The organism is Amphritea sp. 1_MG-2023, from assembly GCF_030547545.1.
Classification (GTDB): domain Bacteria; phylum Pseudomonadota; class Gammaproteobacteria; order Pseudomonadales; family Balneatricaceae; genus Amphritea.
The window spans coordinates 1-21,907 of the sequence record NZ_JAUOQE010000003.1; the positions used below are offsets into that span (position 1 = coordinate 1).

General features: G+C 48.7%; 14 protein-coding genes. 9 read left to right on the forward strand and 5 right to left on the reverse strand.

Annotated features, from left to right (window positions below; all coding sequences use genetic code 11):
* Positions 1–654 precede the first annotated feature (654 nt).
* The 4 genes from Q4488_RS02805 to Q4488_RS02820 form a co-directional block, all read right to left on the reverse strand.
* A complete protein-coding gene (locus tag Q4488_RS02805; RefSeq protein WP_303578941.1) occupies positions 655–1,233 on the reverse strand; it encodes a dimethylsulfonioproprionate lyase family protein in 579 nt (192 codons plus the stop codon).
* 27 nt (positions 1,234–1,260) lie between these two features.
* Positions 1,261–1,464: a hypothetical protein gene (locus Q4488_RS02810; RefSeq protein WP_303578942.1), complete on the reverse strand. Its 204-nt coding sequence runs from the start codon at positions 1,462–1,464 to the stop codon at positions 1,261–1,263.
* A gap of 122 nt (positions 1,465–1,586) precedes the next feature.
* The gene (locus tag Q4488_RS02815) at positions 1,587–2,537 is read right to left on the reverse strand and encodes a diguanylate cyclase (protein ID WP_303578943.1); all 951 of its coding nucleotides are present in this window, start codon (positions 2,535–2,537) and stop codon (positions 1,587–1,589) included.
* A 117-nt stretch (positions 2,538–2,654) separates the two neighbouring features.
* Positions 2,655–6,638 carry a CHASE domain-containing protein gene (locus tag Q4488_RS02820; protein ID WP_303578944.1) on the reverse strand — a complete coding sequence of 1,328 codons (3,984 nt, stop codon included), beginning with the start codon at positions 6,636–6,638 and terminating at the stop codon, positions 2,655–2,657.
* 383 nt (positions 6,639–7,021) lie between these two features.
* On the opposite strand from Q4488_RS02820, the gene Q4488_RS02825 reads away from it, so the two are divergent.
* The 7 genes from Q4488_RS02825 (at position 7,022) to cydX (ending at position 17,005) form a co-directional block, all read left to right on the forward strand.
* Positions 7,022–8,629, forward strand: a complete 1,608-nt coding sequence (locus tag Q4488_RS02825; protein ID WP_303578945.1) for an NAD(P)/FAD-dependent oxidoreductase — start codon at positions 7,022–7,024, stop codon at positions 8,627–8,629.
* Between the two features lie 449 nt (positions 8,630–9,078).
* Positions 9,079–9,291, forward strand: coding sequence for a response regulator transcription factor (locus Q4488_RS02830; RefSeq protein ID WP_303578946.1), 213 nt, complete (start codon positions 9,079–9,081; stop codon positions 9,289–9,291).
* A 395-nt stretch (positions 9,292–9,686) separates the two neighbouring features.
* Positions 9,687–11,267: a PAS domain-containing methyl-accepting chemotaxis protein gene (locus Q4488_RS02835; protein ID WP_303578947.1), complete on the forward strand. Its 1,581-nt coding sequence runs from the start codon at positions 9,687–9,689 to the stop codon at positions 11,265–11,267.
* 284 nt (positions 11,268–11,551) lie between these two features.
* Positions 11,552–13,540 carry a bifunctional diguanylate cyclase/phosphodiesterase gene (locus tag Q4488_RS02840; RefSeq protein ID WP_303578948.1) on the forward strand — a complete coding sequence of 663 codons (1,989 nt, stop codon included), beginning with the start codon at positions 11,552–11,554 and terminating at the stop codon, positions 13,538–13,540.
* Positions 13,541–14,191: 651 nt separating this feature from the next.
* On the forward strand, positions 14,192–15,760 hold the full coding sequence (locus tag Q4488_RS02845; protein WP_303578949.1) for a cytochrome ubiquinol oxidase subunit I: 1,569 nt from the start codon (positions 14,192–14,194) through the stop codon (positions 15,758–15,760).
* Positions 15,753–16,889 carry a cytochrome d ubiquinol oxidase subunit II gene (gene cydB / locus Q4488_RS02850; protein WP_303578950.1) on the forward strand — a complete coding sequence of 379 codons (1,137 nt, stop codon included), beginning with the start codon at positions 15,753–15,755 and terminating at the stop codon, positions 16,887–16,889. The genes Q4488_RS02845 and cydB overlap by 8 nt, the downstream gene beginning before the upstream one ends.
* 17 nt (positions 16,890–16,906) lie before the next feature.
* Positions 16,907–17,005, forward strand: a complete 99-nt coding sequence (gene cydX, locus Q4488_RS02855) for a cytochrome bd-I oxidase subunit CydX (protein WP_303578951.1) — start codon at positions 16,907–16,909, stop codon at positions 17,003–17,005.
* A gap of 44 nt (positions 17,006–17,049) precedes the next feature.
* On the opposite strand, the gene Q4488_RS02860 is transcribed toward cydX, so the two are convergent.
* Positions 17,050–18,366 carry a sigma-54-dependent Fis family transcriptional regulator gene (locus Q4488_RS02860; protein ID WP_303578952.1) on the reverse strand — a complete coding sequence of 439 codons (1,317 nt, stop codon included), beginning with the start codon at positions 18,364–18,366 and terminating at the stop codon, positions 17,050–17,052.
* Between the two features lie 96 nt (positions 18,367–18,462).
* On the opposite strand from Q4488_RS02860, the gene cydD reads away from it, so the two are divergent.
* Both cydD and Q4488_RS02870 read left to right on the forward strand, forming a co-directional pair.
* Positions 18,463–20,181, forward strand: coding sequence for a thiol reductant ABC exporter subunit CydD (gene cydD, locus Q4488_RS02865; protein WP_303578953.1), 1,719 nt, complete (start codon positions 18,463–18,465; stop codon positions 20,179–20,181).
* Positions 20,174–21,793 (forward strand): amino acid ABC transporter ATP-binding/permease protein, encoded by a 1,620-nt coding sequence (locus tag Q4488_RS02870; protein ID WP_303578954.1) that lies wholly within the window; start codon positions 20,174–20,176, stop codon positions 21,791–21,793. The genes cydD and Q4488_RS02870 overlap by 8 nt, the downstream gene beginning before the upstream one ends.
* Positions 21,794–21,907: the final 114 nt, after the last annotated feature.

The window sequence follows — 21,907 nt, forward strand, 5'->3', positions numbered from 1 at the left end:
TTTATTTAGTTGAAAAAGCCTCACTTCATAGTGGGGCTTTTTTGCGTCTGGATTATCGCAGCTCGGAACACGAACCTGGTTCGATTATTCGTCGCTACGCTCCTCCCCCTTTATTCAATCGCAGGTAAATGGCCATCAGCAACTGCAACGTGGTCAGTGCGACCTGCTGCTATCACCGGCGGTGTGGGGTTACGAAGTTCTCTATCGGCGGGTGCTATTCAAAGATCGTTATGTGTTTAATGTCCACCACGCATCCATTGGCTCAACAATCGCTGACTGAAGCTGATTATCTCGAGGCTAAGCATGTAGAAATTCGTTATGAGGGGGCTGGAAACCCTTTTATCTAAATACACCCGGGTTGCAGGAGGCTAAGTTGAACATTACCCTGCCTGCCAAGTGTCGCGAATACTGTGCCTATTATCGCCAATACCAACCTGCTACTGACACTACCGGAACGTTAAGCGCAACTCATCGGTAACTCAATGGCGCTCAAAGAGCCACCTTTTAATAGCGATTTTGAGGTTTGCCTCTACTGGAACAAAATAACCCATCATTCCAAGGCGCATCAATGGCTACGTGAGCAGATTATTAACCTCGTCTCAAACGAGATACCCCTCAGCAAAGCCGTGACTGACGATTAAGCAAAACAGACGCTTAGTCCTTGAAACACCAGATGGCGAATAACGGTTTATCCAACGACTGCATCGCATGAACAATATTGGCAGGATTGTAGACATACCCCCCGATGTCTGGCGACCACCAAGGTTGACCTTGTTGCCACCAAAGGCCTTCACTCAATACCAGATAGATCTCTTCGGGTGGGTGATGATGGTCGGGGTAGGTTAAGTCCGGCTGCATCAAGGTGACGCCAACCGTTATACCGTCACCCACTGCCAGCCCTCTTGGACCGATAATCTCTGCGTTTGCGTGGCCCGCCATGAAGTCAGGTTGATTCACGGCCGCACGTTGAAACCAGGTTAAGTCATCGGCAATATCGAAGAATGAATTAACCAGCGGCTGTAGTTGACGGGGCAGATCATTAACCCTGTTCGCCACTTGCCGTAATGATTCACTCAAAGGATTCTCTTGCGGGGTCACGGCCGTCATAGTGACCGCTGATTCAAGTCGCTGACTGATCGTTTTCGCTGTCTGAGTACCGACGGAAGACAAACCAACGGGGTCTTTCAATAATTGACTCAATTGCCGCTGAAAAACACCAAGCTGACTCTCCATATTACCGCCTTATGCTAAATGAATCGATTATTCTGCTGTTTCCAGCTTGTTAATATAGGCTCGCATGGATGCTAGGTTAAGCTGATCCACTTGAGCTTGAATTTGCATTTTAACGTTGGCTTTGGTTTCGCTGGAGTACAACCGATAGAGGGTAAAATTGACCCCCAGTGATAACACAAACAACAATACCAGCACGATCAGTGCATCCAAGTTAAGCTCAAACTTCTTCACATATTTTCCTTCAACATAGTATGCCACTTCATGCAGCCTCACGATGCCGCAATAATTAACAGTGCCCTACCCCATCCATCACCACTGTGCGATTGTTAATCGTCCGACTCATCGGCATTACCTCACTCGGGATGAAAGCAGATCCGATCCCGGCCGGCATTTTTTGCTTCATACAATTGCTCATCTGCATTCAGAAACAGAGTTTCAGGGGACGCCTTATCACTTGGATACAGGCAAGCAACCCCAATACTAACCGTCACGCGGCTATGATAGGTATCGGGAGCATGGGGAAGGTTTAAATCTCGAATCGCCTGCATCGCTCTTTCCCCTATGGCGACGGCACCTTTTAGTGGTGTCTCGGGCAGCAACAGCGCAAACTCTTCACCGCCATAACGGGTCAATTGATCTGACGAGCGACTGATGACGTTACTCAAGACAAGTGCGATTTTCTGTAGGCACTCATCCCCTTGTCGGTGACCGAAGCAATCGTTATATAGCTTGAACTGATCGATATCGACTATCAACATGGATAAACAACTTTGTTTACGCTGCAATCGCCGCCATTCGGCCTCTAAAATAAGATCGTACGCACGGCGATTACCCACGCCAGTCAGAGCATCGATCAGCGTCCGCTGCTCCAGCATATCAGTACGCCGCTTGAGTTCTAAATGAGTATGTACTCTTGCCAGCAGTATCGGCGCAGAAATGGGCTTATGAATAAAATCGACAGCGCCCAACTGCAACCCTTTCAATTCATCGGTTTCATCATGTAACGCCGTCACAAAGATCACTGGAAGGTTACGGGTATCGTTGTTTTCTTTGAGCTCGCGACAAAAACTGAAACCATCAACTTCCGGCATCATCACATCTAACAGCAATAGATCAGGGATCTGTTTTTGCAAGACGTCTCGAGCTTCTGCCACACTGCGAGCAATGAGTACTTCATAGTAGGGGCTTAATAGATCCCCCATCAATCTCAAATTTGTTAGTTCATCATCAACAACAAGCACGCGAGCTAAAGATGTTGCTGCGCTCTGCTGTTGATAGCCTGCCTGAATGAAAGATTTGGCCATATTTAGCAACTCAATCAGTTCTCTTTTGTATATCAGCCCATAAATATAATTCGCCGACACCAACGGTTACTTTATCAGCCCCATTAACCTTTACCAAGCACCGGCTTGAACGAGCGGCTAATGTTCCACACCTTCTTCTAGGTTATCGTTTTTCTGCCAGTGAGTATGGATAATCTGTTGTGCATTGGGATAATCAAAGCCATTGATCGCTTTAATTAGCCCTGACAGCCAAGCAAGGCCGTTAAAATGCACATATGTCTCGAGTTTTACAATCAGGTCCACGGGCAGCAAGCGATGCTGTTCGATCAAATAACATATCTGACTCAACAATTGAGTCAATTCTGCCGCATCATCTTGGCTAAGATCGGTACTCTGTTGTGCTTCAGCTTGCTGTACGTAAGGCTGCAAACTCTCGAGTGTGTCACTGATGATAGATTGCAGATGCTCTAATGAGGTGGCATCTAGTCGATGTTGCTCTCGCGCTCGTTGCTCAAGTAAGGCCGCATTACGTTGCAACGGTAGTGCCTCAACATTGCCAGCAATCCCTTTCAATGAGTGTAAGGTTTGACGCAACCCACTCGGAGAAGTAGCGGCAATCTCTGCGGGTAATAATTGCGCATCCAGATGACGAAGGTCGTCATTAAATGCGCGTAACAGTCGCTGCAAAGCCCCATCATTATCACCTAAGCGTTGTTTCAGTTTGGCAAAGTCAATCCACGCTTCAGCATCATTAACGTCTGATAATTCAGCCATGCCGAGCGCATCATTAACACGCATCTCGTCTGCGCTGTGAAGATAACGTTGCAGGGTGACAGACAATAGTTGCAGCTCGATCGGCTTAACAATATAACCATCCATTCCGGCCTGCATCGATGCCGCTTTATCTTCATCCAAAATCGCTGCCGTCATCGCAATAATCGGCAGATGCTGTCCCTCAGGCTCCGTTGCCCGATAACGTTTGGTTGCCTCTAGACCATCCAAGTTAGGCATTTGCAGATCCATTAACACCAAATCATAAGTGGTCGTTGCCAAACACGCTAAAGCCTGTAACCCATCATTCGCTAGATCAACGCTTAAACCCAGTTTTTCTAGCATCGCTTGAGCCACTAACTGATTCGTTTCTTGATCTTCCACCAGCAGAATTTTTTTACTCGCGTAGCTGTGTATTAAGCCGGGTAGATACTTCATGCTCGGTTTAAATGCGCGTCCCAGACTACGTAGCACCCCGTTATATAAACGTCTCGGCGTTATCGGCTTAACGATGACCGCATCCGGCTGTGAAATATTACCAATGAGTTCCGCCGCACTCTCATCGGAATTAATCATTAACAAGACATGATAGGTGCCATCGCGGTGTTTAAGGTCGGCAGACAATGCGGGCCAATGACTACGGCTACTACTATCGAACATAATCAAATCGGCGCGACCCAATGCCGGCGAATTCAATCCTTCGCGTTCGGTGCTGACGACCGTCACAGTCGCGCCCAAAGAGTGCAGCAGATCGTAGGTGATACGTTGTCCGGTAGGCTGCGTATCAACCATCACAATAGCAACGCCTGCTAACGTCCCTGAGATTAGACTTTCACTCCCTGAGGCACCGACTAAGACAGTAAAACTAAACTCACTCCCCTCGCCAAAGACACTGCTCGCTTCGATAGTGCCACCCATTAATGTCACCAGTGAACGACAAATTGCCAGTCCAAGTCCCGTGCCTCCATATTTGCGTGTCGTCGATGCATCAAGCTGAGAAAAAGAATCAAACAATAATGGAATCTGATCTTGTCGCACCCCTAAGCCAGTATCTTTGATGCGGAAGCTCAACCGTACTTGATCCCCTTCAACGACCGCAGCCACTGTCACCAGAATCTCGCCTTGCTCGGTAAACTTAACCGCATTACCAATTAGGTTATTGAGGATCTGCCCTAGCCTTAAGGGATCCCCGATCACCTTGGCAGGCAGGTGCGCGGGGAGATCAAGATAGAGACGCAAACCCTTTTCATGCGCCTCGATCGCAAACAGGTCAATAGACCGAGTCACCACCTCTTCCAGATAGAACTCGATCTGTTCAAGTTCCAGCCGAGCAGCATCCATTTTTGAATAATCTAATATATCATTGAGCAAACTCAATAGCGTGCGCGATGCATTAAACATCCGTTTAATATAATCGCGCGCCGTATCGGGTAGATCAAACTCCGTCAATAATTGACTCAAGCCTACGATAGCGTTCATAGGCGTACGAATCTCATGGCTCATATTGGCGACAAATTCACTCTTAGATTGACTCACGGCTTCCGCCTGCTGACGAGCTTGCTCGAGTATTTCAGACGCTTTAGCTCGCTCAGTCACATCCACCACGGCAACGATAATGACCTCTTTATCCTGATAAATAATAGGGCGAGCAGTCAGCTCGACACGCACCTCACTGCCATCCTGCTTACGGTGAACCGATTCTTGCGGCAGATGAGTCGCTATTAACCCGCGTAAGCTACTACCATCCACGGCAATATCCGTCAGCACCATTTGCTGAAACTTATCGCGGGCGTAGCCATAATGCACCTCAGCCGCATGGTTGATCATCAGAAACTGCGCACTCGCCCGATCAAGCAACATCATCGGTACGGGGGCTAGTTCAAACACTTCATGATAGCGTCGTTCACTCGCCTTCAGAGCTTCTTCGGCCTGCTGTCGGCGGGTTACATCGATGATAATCGAAAGAATGACGGTCTTATGCGCCATCTCAATTTTGCCATTATGCAGCTCAACAACCCGTGCTTCTCCGTTAGCCAGTCGATGCGTTACGCGAATCCAAGATTGTTGACTGCTGTGCCTCAACATCGTTGAGGACAAACTGTCCAGCGTCATGCGCTTAAACATATCGATCTGATAGCCATAAAATCTCAATGCCGTTACGTTGGCATCGATAATCCTGCCATCATCCGGATCACTTAACAGCATCGCGACACCAGCATTGCTAAATAGCAATCGGTGCCGCTCTTCGCTGACTCGCAGTTCATGAGTCATCGCTTTAGCCAATCGTTGAGCCGCTTTTTGTGAGGAAGACAAATTAGCAACAATCAAGAACAGCAACAGATCTACCACCAAACCACAGATCGCCACAATCGTGGGTTGACTCGCTTCAGCCCCCGTCAGATAACCCGGACGACTGTAGAGATACAAACTCCAGTTATGCCCCCCCACATCGAGAACCTCAAGACTCTCAAACGTCAGTTGACTATTTTCAGCACCGAGACGCGTTTTAACACCGGGCACGTTGTTGTACAGAATGGTATCGGTGGACGCCTGCGAGCCATCATAGATTTCAAAATCTATGTTGCCCTGATCAGCCCCCAAAATACCATACATCAGATCACCCATTCGAAACGCACTAAACACATAACCCACGAGTGCTTGTCGCCGCTGCACAACGGTCTCGATGGGTTCGCCTACGCGGTATAATGGGTAGTACATCAGAAAACCATACTGAATATCTTCTTCCGTTTCTTGTACTAGGGTAACGCGTCCAGAAACCGCGGGAGCACCGGTATCGCGAGCAATGTCCATCGCTTTACGTCGCGTCGGTTCGGAATACATATCATAGCCAAATGCACGCTGATTTCGCCAATCAAATGGCTCAAGGTAAACAATCGCGCTATAGAGATCTCGATCCCCCTGCGGCTTGATACGATAATCCCAAAACCCTTCGGCCCGAATCGCTTTTTGATGGGCGGTCAGGTTATCCGCGGTCACCATGACGGCATAACCCAACCCTTGGATACCGGGAAAATGCTCCTGTAGATCGAGCGTATCCGTAAACGCTTTCCAATCGGTACGATTAAGGTCATTCGCAACGTTAAACAGGCCTATACCTGCACGTAGGGCCATGGCATATTCCTGCATACGCTGTTCAATAGCCGTGCGAACATCATGCGCCTGAAACTGAAAACGCTCACCGGCTCGTTGCTTCACTGCACTATCAGAGATATACCAAGCCAAGCCGGTTAGCACTAAGGAGATAAACAGAATAATCCAGGCGATAGTTGGCCGATGCTCGATAAACTGCCGAACCTTTTGGCCGTAGTTTACTGAAGAGGACTCAGCCATAGACGATGACTCCCTGACCGATGCGATCACTTTTGAGATTCGATTCCATATAAACGTTCAACATCAGCCGTTGTTATCCCCAAAATCCCTGTATATCGTTATGATTATAGAGCCTGCTTGTTTTAACAAGCAATCCTGACTGATTCATCGTCATCTGATGCGCTTTCAAACCCCATCTATTAGCCTGAAAGGCATCACAATGCACATGACTCAGGATCCACTGACGATCACTGCAGCACGCAACTCACCGATCACAGGGAATTCTCGTATCCCCCATACTTAAACACTGCAGCAGTTCTCTCGGAAATACAGTAAAATCGCGCCTTTACTCTAACTAAGTAACCCTGAGCCGCTTGTTTTGCTCGTTAATACCGGATATTTCAATGATACGTGTTTCAAATATTAAACTGCCTCTTGATCATGACGAGCAAGCCCTCACCGATGCGATCCTAACGACCCTTGATATCACCGCAGCACAGTTAGTCGGCGTTGAAATTCGCCGTCGTGGCTACGATGCGCGTAAAAAGAATACTATCTTTCTGATCTATACCCTCGATATTGAAACCACCATTAACACGGCCTTACTGACTCAACATGCGAGCAATCAATCGATCCGTCAAACACCGGATATGGAATACAAATTTGTAGCCCAAGCGCCCACCCACCTTGAAGAGCGTCCTCTGGTGATCGGCTTTGGTCCTTGTGGTCTGTTAACGGGGCTGGTACTGGCACAAATGGGCTATAAGCCACTGATTATTGAACGCGGCAAAGCAGTTCGCGAGCGTACCAAAGACACCTTTGGCTTTTGGCGACAGAAGAAACTCAACCCCGAATCCAATGTTCAGTTTGGTGAAGGCGGTGCCGGTACCTTCTCCGATGGCAAACTATCGACACAGATTAAAGATCCCAAGCAGTATGGCCGTAAAGTACTGAGTGAGTTTGTTGAAGCCGGGGCTCCGGAAGAGATCATGTATGTCAGCAAACCCCATATCGGCACCTTCAGACTCGTCTCGATGGTCGAAAAAATGCGCGCCAAGATCATCGAGATGGGCGGCGAAATTCGCTTCAGCGCTCGAGTGGATGATCTGCATATTGAAGACGGACAGCTAACCGGCGTGACCCTCGCCAGCGGTGAAACCATCCACTCTAAGCATGTCGCCCTTGCGATCGGTCATAGCGCCCGCGATACCTTTCAGATGCTGCTCGATAAGGGTGTCTATATGGAAGCCAAGCCGTTCTCGGTAGGCTTTCGTATCGAACACGAACAATCACTGATCGATCGCGCTCGCTTCGGTAAAAATGCCGGCCATCCCATTCTTGGGGCGGCGGATTACAAGCTGGTACATCACTGTAAAGGTGGGCGTTCGGTCTATAGCTTCTGCATGTGTCCCGGCGGTACCGTGGTAGCAGCCTCCTCTGAAGAGGGCCGCGTGGTGACGAACGGCATGAGTCAATATTCGCGTCAAGAACGCAACGCTAACAGCGCCATTGTCGTTGGTATCGATCCATCTGATTATCCCGGCAACCCGTTAGCTGGCATGGATTTTCAGCGGCAGTTGGAAAGCAATGCCTACCTCATGGGCGGCGAAAACTACGATGCGCCGGCGCAAAAAGTGGGCGATTTTCTAAAAGGCCGCTCTTCTGAAGAACTCGGTGATGTACAGCCTTCATTTAAGCCCGGTATAAAGTTGACTGATCTCTCCCAAGCCCTGCCCGATTTCTGTATCGAGGCACTTCGCGAAGCGATCCCTGAGTTTAATAAACAGATTAAAGGCTTTGCCAAAGATGACGCTCTGCTGACAGGAGTCGAAACCCGTACCTCATCGCCAGTATCGATCAAGCGCGGCTACGACATGCAAAGTATCAACACCCGCGGTTTATATCCCGCTGGTGAAGGAGCGGGTTATGCCGGCGGTATCATGTCGGCAGCGATCGATGGCATTAAAATCGCCGAAGCGATCGCCTTGAGTATCAATGAACAGCAAGTTTAAGGCTTTCATGCCCTGTCAATAATGGCTCGATAATCATATCGAGCCACGCTCAATGCCTATCACCGCACACCGTAATCAAATAAGCCTGCAGACGTTATACAACCAATAAATACGCTAAGATGCGTGCTGTTTAAAGCGTCTATGGTTAACTGATAAATGACAACTTAATAACCCATCAGCTTTTTATTCTGTTTTTGTCCAGATATGTTATTTGATATGCGTACGAGCAAGTAAGGCAGCCTATAACAAAATATTATACAACGGGACAGGCTGCCAAAGTTCTAGGTGTATGTATCCGCACGGTACAATTAGGGGTTTAAGGTGGGCGGATAGAATCCTGGAAAACATCCGGAGAGCATCGCCGCCTATCCACAAAATCGGTTCATGCACTGCACAATCTTAATCTATCACAGGATCACTCAAGCACTGCATCATCACCAGATAACAGGATGAAAACATTTCTAATTGTCAATGACAGTAAAGCGGCTTCACGCCTGCTAGCCCGCATTATCCTATCCGTTTTTCCCAATGCAGAGATTGCGGAAGCCACAGACGGCTTTGAAGCAGCCATTCGCGTAGGCAAAGCACCTCCCGATATACTGCTTGCCGATCTCAACATACCAAATATGAACGGATTTCAAATAATTGAAGCGATCCACTAGCAACTCGATCACGAACAACCAACCCTGATCATAACCACAGCCTACGACTCAGAAGAGTTAAAAAAACCTGCCGTCAATCCTACCCTATGTCGCCAACGTGTTTCACAAGCCACTTAATATCGATCTGCTGGCGATTTATCTCACTCAAGTGAAATAGCGTCTTCCCTAATAAACCTCATATCAAGGTCATTGTTATAACCGAGTGACTCCTAGGCGATTACCTTACTGAACCAACAGACTGCGGTATCCATTAGATAAGTCCATAATAAAACTGATAAAACCAAGTAGAAATCAATACTCCGTTTCGCTATATTAATATACACACTATTTGTACGGTTTGAGGTGAAGCACTCGAACAATATCTATCATACTAACAATAAACATAGAGACTATTGATGAAAAAGAACCTTCCGGTTACTGATTATGAAGTGCCATATGACAGCAATCTCAATATTCTCTCAACGACCGATGCAAAAGGCGCTATCACCTACGTAAATCAGGATTTCATTCAGCTCAGCGGCTTTGACGTTAGCGAGTTAATAGGCAAAAATCATAATACGGTGCGCCACCCAGATATGCCTCCGGCCGCCTTCAGCGATCTATGGTCTACGGTAAAAAACGGTCAATCCTGGATGGGGATCGTTAAAAACCGCTGCAAAAATGGTGATCACTACTGGGTGGACGCTTACGTGACACCGATAGAACGAAATGGAAAGATAGCCGAATACCAGTCAATTCGTCGAAAACCTGACCCTCAGCATGTGGACCGCGCTAAAAAGATTTACCCCAGCTTGATGCAGGGGAAAAAGCCCCGACAAATTATAAAAACCCCCTCATTACTAACCCGAACACTACTTAGCCTCTACCTTCCATTCTTTTTTGCACTCGTTACCAGCAGCTTTTTTGTCGAACTACCATCAACACTACTCATTGCTCTTTTCATTGCGCTACTCCTCTCCACTGCACTTATCTGCTTTGTCTTCGCCCCCTTACGCCGGTTATCGCAACAAGCTAAACAGATCGTCACCAACCCCGTCGCACAGTATGTTTATGCTGGTCGCAGCGACGATATCGGCCAGATACAGCTGGCGATAAAAATGCTTCAATCCGAATCCTGCGCATTGGTCGGTCGCATATCTGATTCGGCCAGCACGCTGACCGAGGGTTCATCCGAACTCAGTTCTGCGGCCAACCAGTCAGAGGTTGGTGTTCGCCAGCAATTTGCCGAAACCGACCAGGTCGCCGCCGCAGTCAACCAAATGTCGACCAGTATTCAAGCGGTTGCAAGTAACGCTCAAAACAGCTCCGAGGCAGCGACTAACGGCCTGAACGAAGTTGCACAAGGAAAGAACGTTGTTAATGAGAGCATGCTTGCCATTGAAGACCTTAAAAAAGAGATTGAGCAGGCTGTCAGTGTTATTGCGGATGTAGAAAATGGCAGCAAAAGTATCAATACTATTCTTGAGGTGATTCGTGGCATTGCCGAGCAGACCAACCTACTAGCTCTGAATGCGGCAATTGAAGCGGCCCGGGCAGGCGATGCCGGACGCGGCTTTGCCGTTGTTGCCGATGAGGTGCGACTGTTAGCCAATAGAACCCAAACATCAACAGAAGAGATCCGAGAAATGATTGAAAAGCTCCAATCCAGTGCCGGTAAAGCGGTGCTCACAATGGAGCAGGGACAGATCAAAACCAGCATGTGCGTTAACCAGAATGAGGTCACGGTCAACACATTGGACGCAATTTACAACTCAATCGAACTCATCAGCGATATGAATACCCAGATTGCTATTGCGGTTGAACAACAAGGTACAGTGGCCGATGAGATAAACCGCAGCGTCTGCAATATTAGAGACATGTCTGAACAGAATTTGTCGGCAGTTGAACAAACTGCGGCAACCAGTCAGCGTATGTTAGCCGTTTCTCAGAACTTTTCCGAACTCTCATCTCAATTCTGGTCCAGACAGAATCAATAAGGAGAGATGAGTGAATATGACACTATCTTTAATGCCATAAGCATAAGAACTGAAAGGGATTTTATCTAATGCAAAAAAGAATTCGACGGTTGGCTATCATTTGCGGCCTACTCGTTATCGTTTCAATTATGACAGAGCAATTTCTGTTTTTTCAGCAGGACTCACAGCATATACAAGACTACTCTGGAATTAGCGCACTTCACCTAGACAACATTATCCTTGGCTTGTTGTTAGCCACGATTGCTTTACTACTATTTGAGCGACGTCAGGCCCAGCGCCTCTATATGGCCAGCCTGAAACTGAAAAAACATCATAGCCAACATGTTCAGCTATGGAACAAACTGCCTTTTGCTATTGCGGAACTTGATTCGCACAAAGCCATCCACCACACCAATGCGGCATTCAGGCAGATATCAACATTGCATGGCGTAGCGTCTATACAACAGAAAATAGAGCAATTGTTTAACCAGCTTGAGCAAAACACGCATCAGCACCATCCGACGATATTACAGCAAATTCAGGCCGAGGATGCGGCTTTGCTCTGCCTGGAATGGCAACTACACCATGCAAATAGCCGTATATTTCTTACAGGCCGCGATGTAACCCAGCAGCAGGTAGGACGAAACGGCCTTTCTGTTGCTGAAAAAATTATCGAATGCACCCCTATCGGGGTAATGATTACCGGCCCAGACAAGCGAATTCAATATACCAACACAGCTTTCGAGCAAGTCACAGGATACGACTCCCATGAAGTGCTTGGACACCCTCCCTCCATCCTTAGCTCAGGAAAACAGAGCCCTGATTTCTACCGAGAAATGTATCAAACAATCGAAACTGAGGGCACCTGGCAAGGAGAGATATGGAATAATAAACGCAATGGCGATGCCTATCTGGAATGGTTATCCATCTCAGCGCTAAGAGATAGTTGGGGCGAAGTCACGCATTATATCGGTATGTTCTCGGAGTTCACTGCCCAGGAACGGGTTAAAGAGAAGCTGAGAACCTTAGCCTACTATGACGATTTGACGTCGCTGGCAAACCGCACGCTGTTTAATGAACGCCTGCAACACCTCGTATCGATCAATCATAAGAAGAAGCTCTGTGTTGTATTCATTGATATTGATGGATTCAAGCGTATTAATGACACCCTAAGTCACCAAATAGGCGACCTGCTTCTGGTGGCCATTGCCGACAGGATAAGGGCAACCTGTCGTGAAGCCGATACAATAGCCCGTTGGGGGGGAGACGAATTCATCATAGCAATTGAAGTCTCCGACAGCCACATTGGAATCGATACATTCTGCAAAAAACACCTAAAGTCACTGAAACAACCCTTTCTGATCAATGGCCGTGAACTTAGCATAACGGCCAGCATGGGGGTCAGTATCTATGGCGATGATGCGCATAACATCGCCGAACTAATTCGTAATGCCGACATCGCCATGTTTCAGTCAAAAAAGCGGGGTAAAAACCGCTTTGAGATATTCTCGCCTGCTCACCATGAACACCTCATGGAAAACATGGAGATCGAAAATCGTCTGCGCGTTGCCATCAAAGAAAACCAGATCGATGTTCACTTCCAGCCGCAGGTCTGTAAAGAATCAATCATTTGCGGCCTAGAAGCACTGGCCCGCTGGCATGACCCTATTCTTGGACAGGTCTCTCCTCAGAAGTTTATTGAAGTGGCAGAAGAAACCGGATTAATTAACGATCTAAGCCAGGTTATTTATCATACTGCCTTAAAAAAGTTCAAAACCATTAAGGTAATGAGTCCGGCGCTGGGGTTGTCTGTAAACCTATCAGCATCACAACTTCAGGATGTTAACTTAGTCACATCACTGAAACAGGTAACCGATATACGAGGCATCGATCCCGCCAGCATTAAACTCGAGATTACCGAAGATGTGTTGATGTCTGATATAGACCAATCCATTCGCAATATAGCGCTATTGAAAGAGATGGGCTTTCAGGTCTCGCTAGACGATTTTGGCACGGGCTATTCATCGCTTAGCTATCTGAAAGACCTTGATATCGATGAAATCAAAATTGATCGCTCGTTTGTGCAGAGTCTGACCTCCTCTAAACGAAACAAAGCGATTATTGAGGCGATAGTCGCGATGAGTAAGGTACTCGACATCGACTGTGTTGTGGAAGGTGTCGAAACCGCCGAGCAGTTAAACCGACTAGTACAGATCGGCTGTACGAGCTTCCAGGGTTACTACTTTTACAAACCGAAGCCTTCAAATCAGATAGTAGAGCTACTCACTCATTAAGTTCAGCAGCGAGGTTTTATCTCGCTGTCATCAATCCGTGCGGTCTCACGCGACTCATTTAAAGATATCAACGACTCGCCCACCCGTCTAAACCGCGATGGGTTCGCGGTATATCTCAAAAAACCATGCTGTTGATAGTGCGAAAAAAACGATTTAATAGATTAAAGAATCCACTGCAAGATCATCCCCCCCTTCAGGCAAACCAAAGGCCCCCTTTTGTCAAAAAGGTCATGAACGATGACAGAGAAAAGCAACCAACAACAGACAGGTTAAGCACTTAAGGCTGCTTCAGAAAGGCAGCATAATATGCTATATATAGCCCTTAAGACAGATCAGCCCATACCGTTACCCCATATCGCGCGGCAGCAGTTAGCTAAAGAACTGCGTCATATTTGTCTTAAAACCGCCTGCGGCCTTATGTCACAGCAGTTTTGTCATTTTTTGCGTCATAATGACAAAACCTGCGAAGAAGGGTTTGTTAACGACTCACCCTTTCATAATAAAAACATATAAAACAATCGCTTATAATTTTTAACACGTTTGGTACAGCATTTGCTGTAATAACGTTATAGCTTGAGTCGCTGGGCCCTGTGTGCTGCACGCTTCGGGCTTTATTTCGCTAGAATGCCGAACCAATGAAGGTATTAAAGTATGGTTTCTGAAACGGTTGTCGAATTATCGCGCTGGCAATTTGCCCTCACCGCGATGTATCACTTTCTCTTTGTGCCCCTCACGCTGGGGCTATCCTTTATGCTGGCGATCATGGAATCGGTCTATGTGATGACCGGTAAACAGATCTATAAAGATATGACCCGCTTCTGGGGCAAACTCTTCGGTATTAACTTTGCTCTCGGCGTTACCACCGGACTGACGATGGAGTTTCAGTTCGGCACCAACTGGGCCTACTACTCCCATTATGTTGGCGACATCTTTGGAGCACCGTTGGCGATCGAGGGTCTGATGGCGTTCTTCCTCGAATCGACGTTTATCGGTCTATTCTTCTTCGGTTGGGATCGACTCAATAAGGTTCAACACCTAGGGGTCACCTGGCTGGTTGCGATCGGCTCAAACTTCTCAGCCTTATGGATTCTAATTGCCAACGGCTGGATGCAAAATCCCGTCGGCGCTTATTTCAATTTTGAAACGATGCGTATGGAGATGGACAGCTTTGCCGAGGTTATCTTCAACCCCGTCGCGCAAGTTAAATTTGTCCACACCGTCTCTGCTGGCTATGTCACCGGCGCGATGTTCGTGCTTTCGATTAGTGCTTTCTATTTATTGCGCAATCGCGATGTCGCCTTCGCTCGTCGTTCCTTCGCTATCGCTTCAGCGTTCGGACTGGCCTCCATTTTGTCGGTAATCCTCTTGGGTGACGAAAGTGGCTATGAAGTCGGTGAGGTGCAACAAGTTAAGCTGGCGGCGATTGAGGCTGAATGGGAAACCCATCCAGCACCCGCGGCTTTCACCCTTATCGGTCTGCCTAATCAAGAAGAGCAAGTCACCGATTATGCGGTGCGGATTCCTTGGGTACTGGGGCTCATCGCTACGCGTTCAGTCGATGAACAGGTCACTGGTATTAAAGATCTAATAGCCATGAACGAAGCTCGTATTCGCAAGGGGATGGTTGCTTATGATCTGCTTCAAGAGCTACGTAATGGCAATGATACCCCGGCTAACCGAGAAGCTTTCAGTGCCGTCAGCGATGACCTCGGTTATGGCCTACTGTTGACCCGCTTTACGCCGAATGTCAGCGATGCCACCGAAGCGCAAATTAAAATGGCTGCCCGAGATACTATTCCGAAGGTTGCACCGATGTTTTGGACTTTCCGCATCATGGTCGGTGTCGGCGTTATTATGCTGTTCACCTTTGCCGCTGCGTTTTATTACACCGCCCGTCGACGTGAATATAAAACCCGCTGGTTGCTTAAGCTAGCGCTACTCTGCCTGCCATTGCCATGGATTGGGGTAGAAACTGGCTGGTTCATTGCCGAGTTTGGCCGTCAGCCATGGGCGATTGGTGAAATCCTGCCAACCTATGTGGCCACGTCTACCCTCAGCGAAACCGATCTATGGATGAGTATTGCGGGTTTTGCAACCCTCTACACATTCTTCCTCTGTATTGAAGTGTTCCTGATGATTAAGTATGTCCGTAAAGGTCCAAGCGCCCTTGAAACAGGCCGCTATCATCATGAGAAACTAGGAGAAGCTCAGCATGTTTGATTATGAAACTTTGCGTTTAGTCTGGTGGCTTTTAGTGGGCGTACTGCTCATCGGTTTTGCTGTCACTGATGGCTTTGACCTAGGGGTCGCGATGCTGCTACCTCTACTCGGTAAAAATGATACCGAACGACGGGTCATGATTAACACCATTGGACCACACTGGGATGGCAATCAGGTTTGGCTAATTACGGCTGGCGGCGCCATTTTTGCCGCATGGCCGCTGGTTTATGCAACCGCCTTCTCCGGCTTTTACTGGGCTATGTTACTCGTCTTGTTTGCGCTATTCTTCCGCCCTGTAGGGTTTGAATATCGTAGCAAAATGCCCAGCAATCGCTGGCGTAACAACTGGGATCTAGGTATTTGCCTTGGCTCCTTCGTTCCCGCATTGGTGTTTGGCGTCGCCTTCGGTAATCTCTTCTTGGGTGTTCCGTTTAGCTTTGACGAACTGACTCGCTCAACCTACACCGGTTCGTTCTGGGCGTTGCTAAACCCATTTGCGATCGTCTGCGGCTTGGTGAGCGTGATGATGTTAGTGCAGCACGGTGCGGTCTGGTTGCAGATGCGAGCAGGCGGTGCGATACAGCAACGTAGTCAGGCGGTTGCTGGGCTTGCTGGGGTCATCCTCAGCGCGCTACTGCTTATTGCTGGCTTCTGGTTATACAGCGCCATCCCTGGCTATAGCATCAGCAGCGATATTATTACCAATGCTAGCTCAAACCCACTGAGCAAAACCGTGGTTCAAAGTGCAGACTGGTTTGGTAACTTCGCTCTCTACCCGCTGCTCTGGTGCCTACCGCTGATCGCTCTGGCATTGCCTCTACTGACCAGCGTGCTGGCCCGAGGTGGACGCTTTGGTCTGGCTTTCCTAAGCAGTTCATTGAGTATAACCGCAATCATTTTACTAGCTGGCGTCACACTGTTTCCGTTTGTTATGCCATCCTCAAGCGATATGGCGAGCAGTCTTACCCTATGGGATGCCACTTCTAGCCAACTCACGCTGGAAATTATGCTCTGGGTCGCCGTGCTCTTTGTTCCGATCATTTTGCTCTACACCATTTGGTGCTATGTGAAAATGTGGCGTCGAATCGAGCCGGAGTTTATTGAACAGAACAACGTTTCCAACTACTAGTCTTAAAGGAGCACAATATGTGGTATTTCGCCTGGATTCTTGGTGTTCTTCTGGCCTGCAGCTTTGGCATTATCAATGCGATGTGGCTGGAAAATCATATGGACGACTCTGAATAGTCTCTCCGTGAACGCCGTATCAATAGCAAACTGGAATAGGGGTTTCACTGTTCCAGTTTGCGATATAGCGTTCGTAGACTACAACCAGCAATCTCAGCAACACGCCCTTTATCTGGGTAGATTTGCATTAACGCGTCAAGATAACGCTGCTCTAGCTGCTCTAAACTGAGGCCCTGCATCGCTAGCTGAGTCAATCCTTCGGCTTTTTTCAAGTCCTTATCGGGCAGCAACATCAAACTCAAACTGCGCTGTATAATATCAGCCCCGATCAGATCATCATGACGCAACACAACCGCCCGTTCGAGTATATTCTTCAGTTCGCGGATGTTGCCTTTAAAAGGTTGCTGAGCCAGTAATTGCAAAGCAGCATCACTCAAGCGTAACGGGGATTTATCTTCGATACGCAACAAAATGCTTTCCACCAGTAATGGCAAATCATCCCGTCGTTCAGACAACGATGGCAAGCGAATAGGAAAGGTACTGATACGATGAAACAGATCCTCTCGGAATTCACCTCGCTCGACCATCAACGGCAGGTCTTTATGGGTAGCACACACCAGCCGAAAATCAGCCGCCACCGCCTTACTATCGCCGACCGCACGGAACGTTTTTGTTTCAATCAAACGCAACAGCTTAACCTGCTGATGCAGCGGCACATCACCCACTTCATCAAGAAACAAGGTGCCCCCATGAGCCGATCGGACCAACCCCGTGCGCGAACTAATCGCGCCGGTAAACGCACCTTTGACATGACCGAACAGCTCACTCTCAAACAAACTGTCCGTCAGGCCAGAGCATTCCACCGTGACAAATGGTTTATCCGAGCGAGTGCTGACAGAGTGAATCGCCTGTGCCGCCAACTCTTTACCGGCTCCAGAGGCCCCCATCAACAACACATTGGTATCCGTCTTGCCGACTCGCTGAATCAGATCAACCATCTCGTTAAAGGCGCGACTCCGACCGATCATTTTATTGGCGATCGGCTCGGCGCTGACTTCACGAATAGGGGTCATCAGCTCAATAAAGTAGGCTTGCTCGTCATCATCGGTGATCGGAATGGTTTCAATGCCGACATGCTCTTTGCCCTTAGGCGTGTTATGTATGTGCAGTACACTGGCGCGATGGCCGCTATCACGCGCTTCCTGCATCGGGCACGTTTCCCCTTCAAGATCACAGGGACGTTGATAACCATGGGAAAGAAAGTAACATTTAGCCGAACTACGGCCATCCAACGAGCCAAAGCGAAAATCATAAATCGTATTAGTGGCAACAACATTATAATCCGCATCAATCAACACCGCCGGAGAGGTATAGCTATCCAGCACGTTACGCATCGTTTTCAACCAACTGGCTTTGACCATGGTGATACTCCTTACCGTCAGTTATGGCTAAAATATGTCAATAATGACAAGCACCACCCCACATTACCAGTACCTTCTTGATAGAGGCCGCCACTCATGAGCCAAATCAACATCTCCATGCTAAAACAGTGTCGCGATGGTCAGCAGTTACTGCGCCTCGCCGGAAAAATGAGTCGCCGAGAAAATCGCTGGTTAACACTGCTTGGAATGCTTCAAACCGGCGCAACCATCGGGATCACGGCGCTCATCGCGTTACTGATTAATAGCGCGGTTTATGCCGCCGAGCCAAGCCATTGGCAATCGGAGGCATGGCTGCTACTCGCCGCTTTATTAACACTACGAGCACTTTTACCCCTGTGGCAAACCCGCTTAGCCGATCGCGCCAGCATCAATGTGCGCAACCAATTACGTGCCTTAGTGCTGCAGCACTGTGCTAGCTTGCAGCTGACACTAGAACAGCATTTCAGTCATGCGGAGCTTAGCAATCTGCTCAGCAACGAGATCGATAGCACGCGTGATTACTTTGCTGAATTTTTACCACAACAGCGGCTAGCGATGCTGGCACCGCTGATGATCATAGTCGCCTGCTTCTGGAGCGGCTGGTTGGTACCTCTGTTACTCGCTATTTCGGCGCCGTTAGTCCCGCTGTTTATGATTATTGTTGGCCATAAAGCCGCCGATGCCAGCCAACGTAACCTGACGGAGCTGACCCGATTAGGCAATCTGCTAGCAGATCGCATCAAGGGTATTTCAGCCCTGCAACTGGCCAACCGCTGTGCCGAAGAGCAGCAACACCTGTTTCGTCAATCCGAGCAGTTTCGTCACTCAACCATGCAGGTTTTGCGGCTCGCCTTCCTCTCCGGCACACTACTGGAGTTTTTCAGTGCGATCAGTATCGCCATGGTGGCGGTCTATCTCGGCTTACTCTATCTCGATAAATATCAAATCGGCATGTGGCTGGATACTCTCTCTCTTAGCCACGGTATCTTTCTGCTAATGCTGGCTCCCGAATTTTATCTCCCCCTACGCCGACTCGGCACGCTCTATCATGCGCGCGCCGATGCCAGCAGTGTCGCCGACCATCTACTCAAACTACTGCAACAGCAACCACCAACTCAACCTGCTGATAGCCGACCGTTGCCTCGCGGTGAAATCACCGAGGTTTCGCTGCAAAAATTGCAAACAGGCTATGCCGACAGTCCCATTGGTCAAGCCCATAGCTTTAGCCTAACGCGCGGTCAAATTACACTCTTAAGCGGCCCATCCGGCATCGGTAAAAGTACCCTCTTGGATACCCTTGCAGGTCTACTCCCGCCGCTTGCGGGGCAGCTAGAGGTGAATAACAGTGCGATTAATGTCTATCAAAATCCGCACTGGCAACAACGAATCGGTTATATGGCTCAACAACCAGAGCTACTCTTCGACAGCATTCGTCATAACCTATGCTTGGGTCGCCGCTTCACCGATGCGCAACTGTTTGATGCCCTTAAACAGGCCCGCGCCGATCATTTAGTCGCCGAACTACCGAAACAACTCGATTATCAGATCAGTGATAGTGGCGGCTTCCTTTCCGGCGGACAAGCACAACGTATCGCCCTAGCGCGAGTCTTTTTACATCAGCCAGATCTGCTTTTGCTAGATGAACCCACCGCCAATCTAGATCAAGATAACGCCGATGCCTTTATGGCAGGCTTACAGCAGTTCACCGCCAATGGTGGCATCGTCTTGATCAGTAGCCATCGAGATGCCATCACTCAGTTTGATCAAATCATTCAACTCAGCGCCGATCCATCCTCGGAGGCTCCCCATGCCTAAACTCGTAACACGCTATTTTCAGCTATTATGGCAGCAGCGAGGCATGGCTTCGCTGGGGTTACTGCTAGCCATCATTACCGCCCTCTCAGGTATCGCCTTACTGGCGGTGTCAGGCTGGTTTATCAGCGCCACCGCAGTCGCCGGACTCACCCTTAGTGCCGCTCACGGCTTTAACTATTTCGCTCCTGGCGCGGTTGTACGTGGCTTATCGATTAGCCGCACATTCGGCCGTTACGGTGAGCGATTAGCCACCCATGAAGCCACCTTCCGCGTTATCTCACACCTCCGTAGCGATATGTTTGCCGCCTTGGCACGCCATAATTGGCAGGAACAACCCCTCAACAGCCATGAAGCCAGCGGCCGCTTACTGGACGATATTCGTCACGCCGAAGCGCTCTACCTCTCAGCGCTGGTACCCGGGTTCGTTATGTTACTCAGTAGCCTGCTTTACCTCGCCACTATCGCGCTATTCTTACCCTCACTTGCGCTCTGGTTAATACTGCCGGTATTCATCTCGGTGGTCCTGATACCCATGCTCTATCTACAACGGGTTTTACAACCGCAAAACAATCTTCATCAACAACGTAATCGGCAATGGAGTGACGCTCACTCGCTGTTTAGCAATCTGCGCACCTTGATTCTGTTCGATCGACTCTCACATCAAGGGGAAACATTAACCGATAGCGCCCACCTAGCCGATACCACCGAACAACAAACCAGCAATGCACGACAGCAAGTACTGATCATCAATCAGTTGGTACACGCCGCCATGCTATTACTGGTTTTATGGCAGGGACTCAACGGCTTAGCCGCAGGCGAGTTGGCCGGCACGCTGGTATTCATGCTGTTATTGCTGACGCTCGGTGTACAGGAAGTCATTGTTACGGGCAGTAGCGCACTGGCCGCCTTTGCGTTGGGCTATAAAGCATTAGAGCGGATCGATCAACTCAGCCCAGCCAAACCGCAGCGCGATCTACGTCTGTTCAACGAACCTAAACATCATCAACCACACATCGTTATGCAAGCGGTTCAATATCGCTACCCTTCCCGCCAAGCCGCCACGCTATCCGACTTCAACGCAACGCTAGACGCCGATCATTGGTATTGGCTAACTAGCCCCAGTGGTCAAGGCAAAACCACGCTACTACAACTGCTTGCCGGTCGATTACAGCCACAACAGGGCAAGATGACCTATACCGGCCTAACAGCGAATCAAGTTGCCATGATGCCTCAGCAGGTCAGCCTACTGCAGGGCACACTCCGCTTTAATCTCTGTTTACATCATGATTTCAGCGATGCACAGCTTTGGCAGGCACTACAAACAGTCGAGCTAAACGACTGGGCTAAACAGCTCCCGCAACAACTGGATACTTGGCTAGGCGCTGGCACGCAGCTACCGTCCGGCGGCGAACTAAAACGCCTCGGATTAGCGCGCTTACTGTTGCTCGATCGTTCGGTCATCTTAATGGATGAACCCACCGCGGGTATTGATACCGAGCGCAGTCAACGCATTCTCGAGCGCCTACGGCAGCGTTGGTCTCAACGTATTATTGTCATCAGTAGTCATGATATTCGATTGATGGCCGCGGATGATAAGCGGTTATCGTTATAGCCTGACAAGCTCCGACGGTAAACAGCAAAAAACCGCCGCGGCGGTTTTTTTGTTTTTTATAATGCCCTAACACGGCTTTAAGTCAGGCACAAAAAAGGCCCGCATAATGCGAGC

What these genes read in the sequence shown, in the direction of transcription:
- Q4488_RS02805 (WP_303578941.1), bottom strand. Translation starts at nt 1,233, where the DNA reads ATGGAGAGTCAGCTTGGTGTTTTTCAGCGGCAATTGAGTCAATTATTG.
- Q4488_RS02815 (WP_303578943.1), bottom strand. Translation starts at nt 2,537, where the DNA reads ATGGCCAAATCTTTCATTCAGGCAGGCTATCAACAGCAGAGCGCAGCA.
- Q4488_RS02820 (WP_303578944.1), bottom strand. Translation starts at nt 6,638, where the DNA reads ATGGCTGAGTCCTCTTCAGTAAACTACGGCCAAAAGGTTCGGCAGTTT.
- Q4488_RS02825 (WP_303578945.1), top strand. Translation starts at nt 7,022, where the DNA reads ATGATACGTGTTTCAAATATTAAACTGCCTCTTGATCATGACGAGCAA.
- Q4488_RS02830 (WP_303578946.1), top strand. Translation starts at nt 9,079, where the DNA reads ATGAAAACATTTCTAATTGTCAATGACAGTAAAGCGGCTTCACGCCTG.
- Q4488_RS02835 (WP_303578947.1), top strand. Translation starts at nt 9,687, where the DNA reads ATGAAAAAGAACCTTCCGGTTACTGATTATGAAGTGCCATATGACAGC.
- Q4488_RS02840 (WP_303578948.1), top strand. Translation starts at nt 11,552, where the DNA reads ATGGCCAGCCTGAAACTGAAAAAACATCATAGCCAACATGTTCAGCTA.
- Q4488_RS02845 (WP_303578949.1), top strand. Translation starts at nt 14,192, where the DNA reads ATGGTTTCTGAAACGGTTGTCGAATTATCGCGCTGGCAATTTGCCCTC.
- cydB (WP_303578950.1), top strand. Translation starts at nt 15,753, where the DNA reads ATGTTTGATTATGAAACTTTGCGTTTAGTCTGGTGGCTTTTAGTGGGC.
- cydX (WP_303578951.1), top strand. Translation starts at nt 16,907, where the DNA reads ATGTGGTATTTCGCCTGGATTCTTGGTGTTCTTCTGGCCTGCAGCTTT.
- Q4488_RS02860 (WP_303578952.1), bottom strand. Translation starts at nt 18,366, where the DNA reads ATGGTCAAAGCCAGTTGGTTGAAAACGATGCGTAACGTGCTGGATAGC.
- cydD (WP_303578953.1), top strand. Translation starts at nt 18,463, where the DNA reads ATGAGCCAAATCAACATCTCCATGCTAAAACAGTGTCGCGATGGTCAG.
- Q4488_RS02870 (WP_303578954.1), top strand. Translation starts at nt 20,174, where the DNA reads ATGCCTAAACTCGTAACACGCTATTTTCAGCTATTATGGCAGCAGCGA.